The following is a 13859-nucleotide window of genomic DNA, read 5'->3' as shown; positions in this document are numbered from 1 at the left end:
CATTTCAATTGTAGGAGTGAGCCTGCTCGCGATCGCCGCGCCGCGGTCTTATGCCGAATGGCGAACCATGTCGACATGCGGAATCCCGGCTTCGAGGAATTCCTCGCTGACCAAGCTGAAGCCCAAACGCTCATAGAACGCCGTGGCCTGCACCTGCGCGCTGAGCATTTGCTGCTTCAACCCGCGTTCTTCAGCTTCAGCAATCACCGCTTGCATCAGCGCATCACCGACTTTCATGCCGCGCCAGTCTTTCAGCACCGAAACCCGGCCGATGTGCCCATCAGGCAACAGACGCGCAGTGCCAATCGGAAAGTCGCCTTCAAACGCCAGAAAATGTACGGCGGTCGCGTCATCCGCGTCCCATTCCAGCTCAGGTGGCACCGATTGCTCGGCAATGAACACCGTTTCACGAATGCGCCGGATCTCGGCGATGTCCTTCTGCCAGTCTGCGACACGAACGCGAATTTTATTCATCAGCGAACCCCAGGCTACCTTGCTTGACCAGTTCGCAGAGCAGGCCGCGACCGTCTTCGTCGTTCAGCCACTCACCGAGGTTCTCGGTGTGCAGGGCGTCAGCGGCGCAGATCAGCTTCAGCAGTTCGCGCAGCTTGCCCGGCAGGTAACGGCTCTGGCCGCTGGCGAACAACAGCAGATCGTCATCGACTTCCGACCACGCCAGGCGCGCGCTCGGGTTGCGGATCAAGATGGCGCCATCCTGCAGAGCGCTGAGGAAATCTTCTTCTTCGACGTCTTCCGGGCCAACCACCAGCTCTGGATAACGCGGCTCGGTCATGTACTGGCCGAACCAGGTCAGCAGCAGGCGCTCATCGCTCATGTGCTCGGCGAGCAGGCTTTTCAGGCGATCCAGCGCATCGTGCTGAATCTGGTGCGGATCGACGGCTGGCTTGGCGTCAGCATCGGTGTAGCGCTCTTCGTCAGTCAGGAACTGGCTGAGGAAGTCGGTGAAGTGGGTCAGCACTTCGGAGGCGCTTGGTGCACGGAAGCCGACCGAGTAGGTCATGCAGTTGTCCACGGCGACACCGCAGTGGGCCAGACGCGGCGGCAGATAGAGCATGTCGCCTGGTTCCAGAACCCATTCTTCGGTTTCGTGGAATTCGGCGAGGATGCGCAGATCCGCGTGTTGTAGCAGCGGGCTCTCGGAATCGCACATCTGGCCGATTTTCCAGTTGCGCTTGCCGTGACCTTGCAGCAGGAACACGTCGTAGTTGTCGAAGTGCGGACCGACGCTGCCACCCGGGGCGGCGAAGCTGATCATCACGTCGTCGACGCGCCAGCTCGGCAGGAAGCGGAAGTTTTCCAGCAGCTCGCTGACTTCCGGGACGAATTGATCGACGGCTTGAACCAGCAGGGTCCACTCTTTTTCCGGCAGCTTGCTGAACTCGTCTTCAGCGAACGGGCCGCGACGCAATTCCCATGGGCGCTCGCCGTGCTCGATCACCAGGCGCGATTCGACTTCTTCTTCCAGGGCCAGGCCGGCCAGTTCGTCGGCGTCGATCGGGCTTTCGAAGTCAGGAATCGCCTGGCGGATCAGCAGCGGCTTTTTCTGCCAGTAGTCGCGCAGGAATTCACGTGCTGTGATGCCGCCCAGAAGTTGAAGAGGAATATCGGGATTCATATGTAACCTATTGAAAAAAAGCACTTTTCAGACGGGAATAAAAACGCCCGGCGCGGCCGGGCGTCTCAAACGGGTCAAACGGTCGATCAGATGCGTTTGGCTTGCGCTACAGCGTTGCCGATGTAGTTGGCCGGAGTCAGTTGCTTGAGCTCGGCTTTCGCTTGCGCAGGCATGTCCAGGCCGTCGATGAAAGTCTGCAACGCTTCCGGGCTGATGCCCTTGCCGCGGGTCAGTTCTTTCAGCTTTTCGTACGGGTTTTCGATGTTGTAGCGGCGCATCACGGTCTGGATCGGCTCAGCCAAGACTTCCCAGCACGCGTCGAGGTCAGCGGCAATCTTCTGCTCGTTGAGCTCCAGTTTGCTGATGCCTTTGAGGCTGGCTTCGTACGCGATCACGCTGTGGGCGAAGCCGACACCGAGGTTACGCAGTACGGTGGAGTCGGTCAGGTCGCGCTGCCAGCGGGAAATTGGCAGTTTGCTCGCCAGGTGCTGGAACAGTGCGTTGGCGATGCCCAGGTTGCCTTCGGAGTTTTCGAAGTCGATCGGGTTGACCTTGTGCGGCATGGTCGACGAGCCGATTTCGCCAGCGATGGTGCGCTGTTTGAAATAACCCAGGGAGATGTAGCCCCAGATGTCACGGTCGAAGTCGATCAGGATGGTGTTGAAGCGCGCAATGGCGTCGAACAGCTCGGCGATGTAGTCGTGCGGTTCGATCTGCGTGGTGTACGGGTTGAAGCCCAGGCCCAGTTCGTCTTCGATGAAGGCGCGGGCGTTGGCTTCCCAGTCGATCTGCGGGTAGGCCGACAGGTGCGCGTTGTAGTTGCCGACGGCGCCGTTGATCTTGCCCAGCAGCGGCACGGCAGCGACCTGAGCGATCTGACGCTCGAGACGGTAAACCACGTTCGCCAGCTCTTTACCCAGAGTAGTCGGCGAAGCCGGCTGGCCGTGGGTACGCGACAGCATCGGCACGTCAGCGAAACGGATGGCCAGTTCGCGGATGGCTTCGGCGGTCTGGCGCATCAGCGGCAGCATCACGTCGTCACGGCCTTCGCGCAGCATCAGGGCGTGGGACAGGTTGTTGATGTCTTCGCTGGTGCAGGCAAAGTGGATGAACTCGCTGACCTGGGCCAGCTCCGGCAGCTTGGCCGCCTGCTCTTTGAGCAGGTATTCGATCGCTTTGACGTCGTGGTTGGTGGTGCGCTCGATCTCTTTGACGCGCTCGGCGTGCTCCAGCGAGAAGTTTTCAGCCAGTTCATTGAGAACGGCGTTGGCCTCGGCGGAGAAGGCTGGCACTTCAGGAATGCCAGCGTGGGCGGCCAGGCGCTGGAGCCAGCGCACTTCAACCAGAACGCGGGCACGGATCAGGCCGTACTCGCTGAAAATCGGGCGCAGGGCCTGGGTTTTGCCGGCGTAGCGGCCGTCAACAGGGGAAACCGCAGTGAGCGAAGAAAGCTGCATGGGGTGTTCTCGGACAGTCGGGCAACGAAATGGGGCGCGTATCATACATGAAAAAATCCGCCGGTCCGTTGCCAACTGACCGGCGTATTACGCGTTACAGACTACAAAGCTTTTATTGCGTGGCGTTTACTCGCTGCGCATCAACGGATACAGCTCTTTGAGCAGCTTGCGCCGGCTGATCACCAACTGCCAGCGATGGCCGCCGAGCTGTCGCCACAGGCGTGCCGAACGAATGCCGGCGAGCAGCAGGGCGCGAATTTTCGAAGCGTTGCTCGGCTGCTGCAGGTTGCGCATGTCGCCGTGCACCTGGATGCGTTGGCGCAGGGTGCTCAGGGTGTCCTGATACAGCGCACCGCAAGCCGCGACCACGTTTTCGTGGGCCGGGCCGAAATGCTCGACCTGCGACTGGATCTGCGGCAGACGCTTGCCGATGGTGTCGAGCATGTCGTCGCGCTTGGCCAGTTGACGTTCCAGACCGAGCATCGACAGGGCATACCGCAGCGGTTCACGCTGCAACGTACTCGGGTCGCGTTCGAGGGCGCCGATCAGCGCTCGGTAACCTTCACGCAGATTGAGATCGTCGCCGCCGTACACGTCCAGCGTGTCCTTTGGGTCGCGCACCAGCAGACTGCCGAGCATGCAGGTCAGGCCGGCCTCGCTGGTCTGGCCGGTCTTGGCGATCCGGTCGACCAGCACAGCGGCGAGAAACACGCCGCCCAGCGCCGTCAGTTGCTCCTGAGTCGGGCTCATGCCTGGCCGCTCCATGGCTCGGCCACTTCGATCACGCCGCCACCGAGGCAGATTTCACCGTCATAGAACACCACCGATTGGCCCGGCGTCACCGCGCGTTGCGGTTCGTCGAACACGGCGCGGTAGCCGTTGGTGGTTTTTTCCAGGGTGCAGGCCTGGTCACTCTGGCGATAACGCACCTTGGCGGTCAGGCGCAGCGGCTGGCTCAGGTCGATCGGGTTGACCCAATAGATTTCCGAAGCGAGCAGGGCGCCGGAGAACAGCCACGGATGGTTGTTGCCCTGGCCGACGATCAATTCGTTGGTGTCGAGATCCTTGCGCAGCACGTACCACGGCTCATCGCCGGCGTCTTTCAAGCCGCCGATGCCGAGGCCCTGGCGCTGGCCGATGGTGTGGTACATCAAACCGTGGTGGCGGCCGATGACTTCGCCTTCGGTGGTCTTGATTTCGCCCGGTTGCGCTGGCAGGTATTGCTTGAGGAAATCGCTGAAACGACGCTCGCCGATGAAGCAGATCCCGGTGGAGTCTTTCTTCTTGGCGGTCGCCAGCTCGTATTTCTCGGCAATTGCGCGCACTTCCGGCTTTTCCAGTTCGCCGACCGGGAATAGGGTCTTGGCGATCTGTTCGCCGCCGACGGCGTGCAGGAAGTAGCTCTGATCCTTGTTCGGATCGAGGCCTTTGAGCAGTTCGGTGCGGCCATCGATGTCGCGGCGGCGCACGTAGTGGCCGGTGGCAATCAGGTCGGCGCCGAGCATCATGGCGTAGTCGAGGAACGCCTTGAACTTGATCTCGCGGTTACACAGGATGTCCGGATTCGGCGTGCGCCCGGCCTTGTATTCGGCGAGGAAGTGCTCGAACACGTTGTCCCAGTACTCGGCGGCGAAGTTGGCGGTGTGCAGTTTGATACCGATTTTGTCGCAGACAGCCTGAGCATCCGCCAGGTCGTCCATGGCGGTGCAGTATTCCGTTCCGTCGTCTTCTTCCCAGTTCTTCATGAACAGGCCTTCCACCTCGTAACCCTGCTCGATCAGCAGGAGAGCGGAAACGGAAGAGTCCACGCCGCCGGACATGCCGACAATGACGCGCTTCTTGGATGTGTCAGAAGGGGCTGGATCACGCATAGGGATTCAATGAGTGTCTTGAAAAAGGACGCGATTCTATCAGGCTCACGGCCTCAAGGCTAAAGAGAAGGGCGGATCAGTTCGAGGCTGAAGTGATGGCCGGCCAGATAATCGTCGATGCAACGGATGATCAGCTCACTGCGCCAGTTGTCGCGCTGGGCGATTAATTCGTCGCGGGTCAGCCACTTGGCGCCGACGATGCCGTCGTCGAGCTGGTAATCCGGGTGATGTTTCAAGGCTTTGGCGCTGAAGCACACGCGTTGGTAGGTCACGCCGTTGCTTGGGGCGGTGTACAGATAAATGCCAATGACGCCGGTGGGTTCGACGTCCCAACCGGTTTCTTCGAGGGTTTCGCGCACGGCGGCTTCGACCAGCGTTTCGTCCGGGTCGAGATGGCCGGCGGGCTGGTTGAGCACATTGCGCCCGGCCTTGTGTTCTTCAACCATCAGGAAGCGACCGTTGTCCTCGACGATGGTGGCGACGGTGATGTGGGGGAGCCAATCCATAAAACCTTCCTCAATTCTGGGATTGAAATGCAATCCAATGTAGGAGTGAGCCTGCTCCGGGCGGCGTTCCGACGATAGCGGTACACCAGCCACCATATTTGTTGAATGGTATACCGCTATCGTCGGAACGCCGCCCGGAGCAGGCTCACTCCTGCAGGGGATTTATGTTGTATTCAGAAACACAAACCCCGGCACTAGGCCGGGGTTCGTTTACAGCGCTACAACCTTAAACCAGCGCAGCAATCGCCGCGTTGAGGGTTGCGCTCGGGCGCATGGCCTTGCTGATCAGCTCGGCATTGGCGTGGTAGTAACCGCCGATGTCGACTGGCTTGCCCTGAACCGCGTTGAGCTCGGCAACGATGGTTGCTTCGTTCTCGGTCAGGGTTTTTGCCAGCGTCGCGAACTGCGCTTGCAGTGCAGCGTCTTCAGTCTGGGCGGCCAGGGCCTGAGCCCAGTACATCGCCAGGTAGAAGTGGCTGCCGCGATTGTCGATGTTGCCGACTTTGCGCGATGGCGACTTGTTGTTGTCGAGGAACTGGCCAGTGGCCTGATCCAGAGTCTTCGACAGCACCAGTGCTTTCGGGTTGTTGTAGTTCACGCCCAAATGCTCGAGGGATGCTGCCAGTGCGAGGAACTCGCCCAGCGAATCCCAGCGCAGGAAGTTCTCTTCAACCAGTTGCTGCACGTGCTTCGGAGCCGAACCGCCGGCGCCGGTTTCGAACAGGCCACCGCCGTTCATCAGCGGCACGATCGACAGCATCTTGGCGCTGGTGCCCAGTTCCATGATCGGGAACAGGTCGGTCAGGTAGTCGCGCAGTACGTTGCCGGTCACCGAAATGGTGTCCTTGCCTTCGCGGGTGCGCTGCAGGGTGAACTTCATTGCGTCGACCGGCGCCATGATCTGGATGTCCAGACCGGCCGTGTCGTGATCCTTCAGGTAGGCCTGAACTTTCTCGATCACTACGCCATCGTGAGCGCGCATCGGGTCGAGCCAGAAGATCGCTGGCGTGCTGCTGGCGCGAGCACGGTTGACAGCCAGCTTGACCCAGTCCTGGATCGGCGCGTCTTTGGTCTGGCACATGCGGAAGATGTCGCCGGCTTCAACAGCCTGTTCCATCAGCAGGTTGCCCTTGCTGTCGGTGACGCGAACCACGCCGTCAGCCTTGATCTGGAAGGTCTTGTCGTGCGAGCCGTACTCTTCGGCTTTCTTCGCCATCAGACCAACGTTTGGCACGCTGCCCATGGTGGTCGGGTCGAAAGCGCCATTGGCTTTGCAGTCTTCGATCACGGCCTGGTAGATGGTCGCGTAGCAACGATCCGGGATCACCGCCTTGGTGTCGTGCAGTTGGCCGTCGGTGCCCCACATTTTGCCGGAGTCACGGATCATCGCTGGCATCGAGGCGTCGACGATAACGTCGCTCGGCACGTGCAGGTTGGTGATGCCTTTGTCGGAGTTGACCATCGCCAGCGATGGACGAGCAGCGTAGACCGCGGCCATGTCGGCTTCGATCTGCGCTTGCTGCTCGGCCGGCAGGGCCTTGATGCGCGCGTACAGATCGCCGATGCCGTTGTTCAGGTTGAAGCCGATCTCGGCCAGCACTTCAGCGTGCTTGGTCAGGGCATCTTTATAGAACTCGGCAACGATCTGGCCGAACATGATCGGGTCGGAGACCTTCATCATGGTCGCCTTCAGGTGCACCGAGAGCAGCACGCCTTGCGCCTTGGCGCTCTCGATTTCAGCAGCGATGAACGCGCGCAGGGCGTTTTTGCTCATCACGGCGCAGTCGAGGATCTCGCCAGCCTGAACGGTGGTTTTTTCTTTCAGAACGGTTGCGGTGCCGTCTTTGGCGATCAGCTCGATCTTCACGGCGTCAGCGGCGTCGATCAGGGCAGCTTTTTCGCTACCGTAGAAATCGCCGGTGCTCATGTGAGCGACGTGGGACTTGGAGTCTTTGGCCCAGGCGCCCATTTTGTGCGGGTGCTTGCGCGCATAGTTCTTCACCGACAGCGGTGCGCGGCGGTCGGAGTTGCCTTCACGCAGAACCGGGTTCACGGCGCTGCCCTTGACCTTGTCGTAACGCGCCTTGGCGTCTTTGTCGGCGTCGCTGGTTACGGTTTCCGGGTAGTCCGGCAGGTTGTAACCCTGAGCTTGCAGCTCTTTGATCGCGGCTTGCAGCTGTGGCACCGAAGCGCTGATGTTCGGCAGCTTGATGATATTGGCTTCAGGCGTAACGGCCAGGTCGCCCAGTTCAGCGAGGTGGTCGGCTACGGCTTTGTCGCCCAGTTGCTCGGGGAAGCTTGCCAGGATGCGTGCTGCAAGAGAGATATCGCGGGTTTCCACGGCGATATCGGCCGAGGCGGTGTAAGCCTCGATGATCGGCAGCAGGGAATAGGTGGCGAGGGCAGGAGCTTCGTCGGTGAAGGTATAGATGATCTTCGAGCGGGTGGGCATATTCGGATTAACTCTCTCTTCTTTGCTAAAGCGTGCGCAGAAACTCGAGGGGCGCCGGGTAAGCGCGTTCGTTCAAAGTCATCCATGAACCGAATGTCGAGATTCTTCGCGGTGATGTTGGGTGCATCAGTAGAGCGTCAAGCAGTCAGGCTGCGGTAACAACCCGACCAATCAGGCGGAAAGTCTCGTACTAGAGAGGCCAGCCGTCGTGACCCTGTGGTCAGCGGGCGGCATTATACATAGGTAGCTGGCAATCTGCCGATGGTTCATATGCAACGATTCTCGTCCATTGGTCTAAAGGTCGCAGGGCAGGATGGCGACTAAGGTCAATGGGAATGCTTGAGTTTGGCGCTTTTCCCTTTGCTTTCAGGCTTGTACGAAACGACTTGTGCGAATGCCGGGAACTGAGGGTTTGCGTGTTGATTTAACTGGGTTACGCTCGAACCAAGCCAGATGTTCAATCCAAACAATGGAGTTCAGCATGGGTTACAAGAAGATTCAGGTTCCAGCCGTCGGCGACAAAATCTCCGTCAATGCAGACCATTCTCTCAATGTTCCTGATAACCCGATCATCCCCTTCATCGAAGGTGACGGCATTGGTGTCGACATCAGTCCGGTGATGATCAAGGTTGTCGATGCTGCAGTTCAAAAGGCATACGGCGGTAAGCGCAAGATTTCCTGGATGGAAGTCTACGCCGGGGAAAAAGCCACTCAGGTTTACGATCAGGACACCTGGCTGCCTCAGGAAACCCTCGATGCAGTCAAGGACTACGTGGTTTCCATCAAAGGCCCGCTGACCACGCCGGTCGGTGGTGGCATCCGCTCGCTGAACGTGGCCCTGCGTCAGCAACTCGACCTGTACGTCTGCCTGCGCCCGGTGCGCTGGTTCGAAGGCGTGCCGAGCCCGGTGAAAAAGCCAGGCGACGTCGACATGACCATCTTCCGCGAGAACTCCGAAGACATCTATGCCGGCATTGAGTGGAAGGCCGGTTCGCCGGAAGCCACCAAGGTCATCAAGTTCCTTAAAGAAGAAATGGGCGTCACCAAGATCCGTTTCGACGAAAACTGCGGTATCGGCGTCAAGCCGGTTTCGCTGGAAGGCACCAAGCGCCTGGCACGCAAGGCCCTGCAATATGTGGTCGATAACGACCGCGATTCGCTGACCATCGTGCACAAAGGCAACATCATGAAGTTCACCGAAGGTGCCTTCAAAGAGTGGGCCTACGAAGTGGCCGCTGAAGAGTTCGGCGCGACCCTGCTCGACGGCGGCCCGTGGATGCAGTTCAAAAACCCGAAAACCGGCAAGAACGTTGTGGTCAAGGACGCCATCGCCGACGCCATGCTCCAGCAGATCCTGCTGCGCCCGGCGGAATACGATGTGATCGCGACCCTGAACCTCAACGGCGACTACCTTTCCGACGCCCTGGCGGCGGAAGTGGGCGGTATCGGTATCGCGCCGGGCGCCAACCTGTCCGACACCGTGGCGATGTTCGAAGCCACCCACGGTACGGCGCCGAAATACGCCGGCAAGGACCAGGTCAACCCGGGTTCGTTGATTCTTTCGGCAGAAATGATGCTGCGCCACATGGGCTGGACGGAAGCGGCGGATCTGATCATCAAGGGCACCAACGGCGCCATTGGTGCCAAGACCGTGACTTATGACTTCGAACGTTTGATGGAAGGAGCCAAGCTGGTTTCGTCGTCGGGCTTTGGGGATGCGTTGATTTCGCATATGTAAGAAACACCGGCAAACGAAAAAACCGCCCGACTCAGATGATTGAGGAGGGCGGTTTTTTATGGCTGAAGGTTCTGAGGCGTCAGCTGGTCACCGTTTGTTTTTCGGTGGTGATCGGGGGCGCTTCTTGTTTGGCTTCGGCCGACTCAATCTTCACCGCATGCAAGCCTTTCGGGCCCTGCACGATGTCGAATTTCACCAGTTGTCCGGCCTTGAGGGTTTTATACCCTGCCATTTCAATGGCCGAGTAATGGGCAAAGAAATCGATGTCTTTGCCATCCTCATCGCGGCCTTCGCGGGCATCGGTATTGATAAAGCCGAATCCCTTGGCATTGTTGAACCATTTCACCTTGCCGACAGCCATGCTCAAATCCCTCTGCAACAGACTCCATCGCTGGAGTATCATCCAGGTCATCCGCAATCTAATCCGTTAAAAGAATTGACTCCGCGGATCTTTTTTACCCACTGTGGGCTCTATTGGTTGTAACACCGTTTTCCCGATAGTCAAGGTGACCGGGCAGTCGGAGTTGAAAACGTGGACAACCGCCCCCACCACTGTATTTGCACAACTGACGAACCTTTCTTTCCCATGCATGCAATCAGCCAGATTCGACTAACATTCAATCAGGATCGCCCGCTTCTCCAAAAGGATCTTCCACAGGAGCACGACGACGATTCGGCAGGCGTTGCTGTTCAGGAAGCAAAGCCTGCGTTACAGGCGCCGCCAATGTACAAGGTGGTTTTGTTCAATGATGACTACACACCGATGGATTTCGTCGTCGAAGTGCTCGAGGTGTTTTTTAACCTGAATCGCGAGCTGGCGACCAAGGTCATGCTGGCCGTCCACACAGAAGGACGGGCAGTATGTGGAGTGTTTACCCGCGACATCGCCGAGACAAAGGCCATGCAGGTCAACCAGTACGCCAGGGAAAGCCAGCATCCGCTACTCTGTGAAATCGAGAAGGACGGTTAATCGCCGACCACTTGGGTATGAGGTGAAGCTATGTTAAACCGCGAGCTCGAAGTCACCCTCAATCTAGCCTTCAAGGAGGCTCGTTCGAAACGTCATGAATTCATGACCGTCGAACACCTTTTGCTGGCCCTATTGGACAATGAGGCTGCCGCCACCGTTTTGCGTGCCTGCGGCGCAAACCTCGACAAACTCAAGCATGACCTGCAGGAGTTCATCGACTCCACCACGCCATTGATCCCCGTTCATGACGAAGATCGCGAAACCCAGCCAACCCTGGGCTTCCAGCGTGTACTGCAACGTGCTGTTTTCCACGTACAGAGCTCGGGCAAACGCGAAGTGACCGGCGCCAACGTGCTGGTTGCCATCTTCAGTGAGCAAGAGAGTCAGGCGGTGTTCCTGCTGAAACAGCAGAGCGTTGCGCGCATCGATGTCGTCAACTACATCGCTCACGGCATTTCCAAAGTGCCGGGGCATGGCGATCACTCTGAAGGTGAACAAGATATGCAGGACGATGAGGGCGGTGAGTCTTCTTCTTCAGGCAATCCTCTGGATGCTTATGCCAGCAACCTCAACGAACTGGCGCGCCAGGGTCGCATTGATCCGCTGGTCGGCCGTGAATCGGAAGTCGAGCGTGTCGCGCAGATTCTCGCGCGCCGACGCAAAAACAATCCGCTGCTGGTCGGTGAAGCTGGCGTGGGTAAAACCGCGATTGCCGAAGGCCTGGCCAAGCGCATTGTCGACAACCAGGTGCCTGATCTGCTGGCCAACAGCGTTGTCTACTCGCTCGATCTTGGCGCCCTGCTCGCGGGGACCAAGTATCGCGGTGATTTCGAGAAGCGCTTCAAGGCGCTGCTCAATGAACTGAAAAAACGTCCGCAGGCGATCCTGTTCATCGACGAGATCCACACCATTATTGGTGCCGGCGCTGCGTCGGGCGGGGTCATGGACGCTTCGAATCTGCTCAAGCCACTGCTGTCGTCTGGCGACATTCGCTGCATCGGCTCGACCACGTTCCAGGAATTTCGCGGCATTTTCGAGAAGGACCGTGCCTTGGCGCGTCGCTTCCAGAAAGTCGATGTCGTCGAGCCATCGGTGGAAGACACCATCGGTATCCTGCGCGGCCTGAAAGGGCGTTTCGAGCAGCACCACAACATCGAATACAGCGATGAGTCGTTGCGCGCCGCTGCTGAACTGGCATCGCGCTACATCAATGACCGGCACATGCCGGACAAGGCCATCGACGTGATCGACGAGGCGGGCGCCTACCAGCGTCTGCAACCGGTCGAAAAACGTGTGAAGCGCATTGAAGTGCCACAGGTCGAAGACATCGTCGCGAAAATCGCGCGGATTCCGCCCAAGCACGTCACCAGTTCCGACAAGGAACTGCTGCGTAACCTGGAACGTGATCTGAAGCTGACGGTGTTTGGTCAGGACGCGGCGATCGATTCGCTGTCGACTGCGATCAAGTTGTCCCGTGCCGGCTTGAAGTCGCCTGACAAGCCAGTCGGTTCGTTCCTGTTCGCAGGGCCGACCGGTGTCGGTAAAACCGAGGCCGCGCGGCAATTGGCCAAGGCGTTGGGGATCGAACTGGTTCGCTTCGACATGTCCGAGTACATGGAGCGCCATACCGTATCGCGTCTGATCGGTGCACCTCCAGGCTATGTCGGTTTCGATCAGGGCGGTCTGTTGACCGAAGCGATCACCAAGCAACCGCATTGCGTATTGCTGCTCGATGAAATCGAGAAGGCGCATCCGGAAGTCTTCAACCTGCTGTTGCAGGTGATGGATCACGGTACGCTGACCGACAACAACGGGCGCAAGGCGGACTTCCGCAACGTGATCGTGATCATGACCACCAACGCCGGTGCCGAAACGGCGGCGCGTGCTTCGATCGGTTTCACCCATCAGGACCACTCGTCTGACGCGATGGAAGTGATCAAGAAGAGCTTCACGCCGGAATTCCGTAACCGTCTGGACACCATTATCCAGTTTGGTCGCCTCAGTCATGAGGTCATCAAAAGTGTGGTGGACAAGTTCCTTACCGAGCTTCAGGCGCAGCTGGAAGACAAGCGTGTGCTGCTTGAGGTCACTGATGCCGCGCGTAGTTGGCTGGCGGCGGGTGGTTATGACTCGGCGATGGGTGCGCGTCCGATGGCACGTCTGATCCAGGACAAGATCAAGCGTCCGTTGGCGGAGGAGATTCTGTTTGGCGAGCTGGCCGAGCATGGCGGTGTGGTACACATCGACATCAAGGATGGTGAGTTGACGTTTGACTTCGAGACTACGGCTGAGATGGCCTGACGGTTTGATGTTGATTGGGAAGGCGCCTTCGGGCGCCTTTTTGTTGTCTGGTGTTTTTGTGTGTATATCCGTTGCTGCGGTAACGGCTTCTTAGGGTTCCGCCCTTACGGCGGGTCACTTTTTCCAGACGCCCGGAATGCCGGCCCAGAAAAAAGTAACCAAAAAGGCTTGCTCCTACGTGCGGCCCGCTCGCTGGGGCTCGGGGTCCCTTCGCTCCGGGATCGATCCGGGCGCAGCGCCTACGGTTTGCTGCGCTGCACCTCCTCTCGCTGTGTTTGGCTTCGCCAAACGGTCGCTGCGCTCCCACGCCCGGATCAATCCCTCCACTCAGCCTTCCGACGTCGCCTTACAGATCAAGAGCTGCAGCCGAGCTAACGCTCATCCTGTTGAGTGGTGAAGAGCGCGGGTGTTCGGCTTTAGATTTGTGGTGGTGCTTCCCCTCACCCCAGCCCTCTCCCGGAGGGAGAGGGGGCCGATCTGTGGGCTTGTCAAAATTTTCGTTCAACTCGGTATCCCAGGTCGGCGTATCTCTTCCAGTCCACGCGATCAGTTCCCTCTCCCTCCGGGAGAGGGCTAGGGTGAGGGGCTCTTGATCCGGCTTTTGATCTTGCTTTAGCTTTGGCTTTGGCTTTGGCTTTGGCTTTTGATCTTTTGCCCCATCGGCAGGCCGAGCGAAGGTGTTCATCCGGGGGTTAGGCGCGCAGCGCCGTGCGGCGTAGCCGCATACATCGAGAGGAGGTGCAGCGAAGCAAACCGTAGGCGATGCCCCCGGATGGACACCGTAGCTCGGGAACCCCGAGCCCCAGCGAGCGGGCCGTACGCCAGGGGCAAAGCCTTTTGGTTCCTTTTTGGCCTTTGAAAAAGGGACTCGCTGTAAGAGCGAAACCGCCAGCGGCAACAACCGCAGCAACGGATATGCCCCCAAACC

General features: G+C 58.9%; 11 protein-coding genes. 3 read left to right on the top strand and 8 right to left on the bottom strand.

What is annotated here, in order from left to right; genetic code table 11:
• Positions 1–48 precede the first annotated feature (48 nt).
• The 7 genes from AK821_RS16595 to AK821_RS16565 all read right to left on the bottom strand — a co-directional run bounded on the left by AK821_RS16595 (position 49) and on the right by AK821_RS16565 (position 7922).
• Positions 49–474 (bottom strand): GNAT family N-acetyltransferase, encoded by a 426-nt coding sequence (locus tag AK821_RS16595; RefSeq protein ID WP_034155132.1) that lies wholly within the window; start codon positions 472–474, stop codon positions 49–51.
• Positions 467–1636, bottom strand: coding sequence for a ribosomal protein uL16 3-hydroxylase (locus AK821_RS16590; protein WP_064390676.1), 1170 nt, complete (start codon positions 1634–1636; stop codon positions 467–469). The genes AK821_RS16595 and AK821_RS16590 overlap by 8 nt, the downstream gene beginning before the upstream one ends.
• 86 nt (positions 1637–1722) lie before the next feature.
• A complete protein-coding gene (purB, locus tag AK821_RS16585; RefSeq protein WP_064390675.1) occupies positions 1723–3093 on the bottom strand; it encodes an adenylosuccinate lyase in 1371 nt (456 codons plus the stop codon).
• 126 nt (positions 3094–3219) lie between these two features.
• Complete coding sequence (gene hflD, locus AK821_RS16580; RefSeq protein WP_007920199.1) at positions 3220–3843, bottom strand: high frequency lysogenization protein HflD; 624 nt, start codon at positions 3841–3843, stop codon at positions 3220–3222.
• Positions 3840–4964 (bottom strand): tRNA 2-thiouridine(34) synthase MnmA, encoded by a 1125-nt coding sequence (mnmA, locus tag AK821_RS16575; RefSeq protein WP_064390674.1) that lies wholly within the window; start codon positions 4962–4964, stop codon positions 3840–3842. The genes hflD and mnmA overlap by 4 nt, the downstream gene beginning before the upstream one ends.
• A gap of 59 nt (positions 4965–5023) precedes the next feature.
• On the bottom strand, positions 5024–5470 hold the full coding sequence (locus AK821_RS16570) for an NUDIX hydrolase (RefSeq protein WP_064390673.1): 447 nt from the start codon (positions 5468–5470) through the stop codon (positions 5024–5026).
• Between the two features lie 226 nt (positions 5471–5696).
• A complete protein-coding gene (locus tag AK821_RS16565; RefSeq protein ID WP_064390672.1) occupies positions 5697–7922 on the bottom strand; it encodes an NADP-dependent isocitrate dehydrogenase in 2226 nt (741 codons plus the stop codon).
• 481 nt (positions 7923–8403) lie between these two features.
• Between AK821_RS16565 and icd the strand changes: the two genes are divergently transcribed.
• Positions 8404–9660 carry an NADP-dependent isocitrate dehydrogenase gene (gene icd, locus AK821_RS16560; RefSeq protein ID WP_016987407.1) on the top strand — a complete coding sequence of 419 codons (1257 nt, stop codon included), beginning with the start codon at positions 8404–8406 and terminating at the stop codon, positions 9658–9660.
• A 79-nt stretch (positions 9661–9739) separates the two neighbouring features.
• Here icd and AK821_RS16555 read toward each other — a convergent pair whose 3' ends face one another.
• Positions 9740–10021, bottom strand: a complete 282-nt coding sequence (locus AK821_RS16555; protein WP_064390671.1) for a cold shock domain-containing protein — start codon at positions 10019–10021, stop codon at positions 9740–9742.
• Positions 10022–10246: 225 nt separating this feature from the next.
• On the opposite strand from AK821_RS16555, the gene clpS reads away from it, so the two are divergent.
• Positions 10247–10630, top strand: coding sequence for an ATP-dependent Clp protease adapter ClpS (gene clpS, locus AK821_RS16550; RefSeq protein WP_011334948.1), 384 nt, complete (start codon positions 10247–10249; stop codon positions 10628–10630).
• Between the two features lie 30 nt (positions 10631–10660).
• Positions 10661–12931 (top strand): ATP-dependent Clp protease ATP-binding subunit ClpA, encoded by a 2271-nt coding sequence (clpA, locus tag AK821_RS16545; RefSeq protein ID WP_016987404.1) that lies wholly within the window; start codon positions 10661–10663, stop codon positions 12929–12931.
• Positions 12932–13859 lie beyond the last annotated feature (928 nt).

It is taken from the genome of Pseudomonas sp. RIT-PI-r (genome assembly GCF_001297015.1).
Lineage (GTDB): Bacteria > Pseudomonadota > Gammaproteobacteria > Pseudomonadales > Pseudomonadaceae > Aquipseudomonas.
This window is presented reverse-complemented; position numbering and strand designations above follow the sequence as displayed.

Coding starts and splice junctions, on each gene's coding strand:
- AK821_RS16595 (WP_034155132.1), bottom strand. CDS start 474: ATGAATAAAATTCGCGTTCGTGTCGCAGACTGGCAGAAGGACATCGCC.
- AK821_RS16590 (WP_064390676.1), bottom strand. CDS start 1,636: ATGAATCCCGATATTCCTCTTCAACTTCTGGGCGGCATCACAGCACGT.
- purB (WP_064390675.1), bottom strand. CDS start 3,093: ATGCAGCTTTCTTCGCTCACTGCGGTTTCCCCTGTTGACGGCCGCTAC.
- hflD (WP_007920199.1), bottom strand. CDS start 3,843: ATGAGCCCGACTCAGGAGCAACTGACGGCGCTGGGCGGCGTGTTTCTC.
- mnmA (WP_064390674.1), bottom strand. CDS start 4,964: ATGCGTGATCCAGCCCCTTCTGACACATCCAAGAAGCGCGTCATTGTC.
- AK821_RS16570 (WP_064390673.1), bottom strand. CDS start 5,470: ATGGATTGGCTCCCCCACATCACCGTCGCCACCATCGTCGAGGACAAC.
- AK821_RS16565 (WP_064390672.1), bottom strand. CDS start 7,922: ATGCCCACCCGCTCGAAGATCATCTATACCTTCACCGACGAAGCTCCT.
- icd (WP_016987407.1), top strand. CDS start 8,404: ATGGGTTACAAGAAGATTCAGGTTCCAGCCGTCGGCGACAAAATCTCC.
- AK821_RS16555 (WP_064390671.1), bottom strand. CDS start 10,021: ATGGCTGTCGGCAAGGTGAAATGGTTCAACAATGCCAAGGGATTCGGC.
- clpS (WP_011334948.1), top strand. CDS start 10,247: ATGCATGCAATCAGCCAGATTCGACTAACATTCAATCAGGATCGCCCG.
- clpA (WP_016987404.1), top strand. CDS start 10,661: ATGTTAAACCGCGAGCTCGAAGTCACCCTCAATCTAGCCTTCAAGGAG.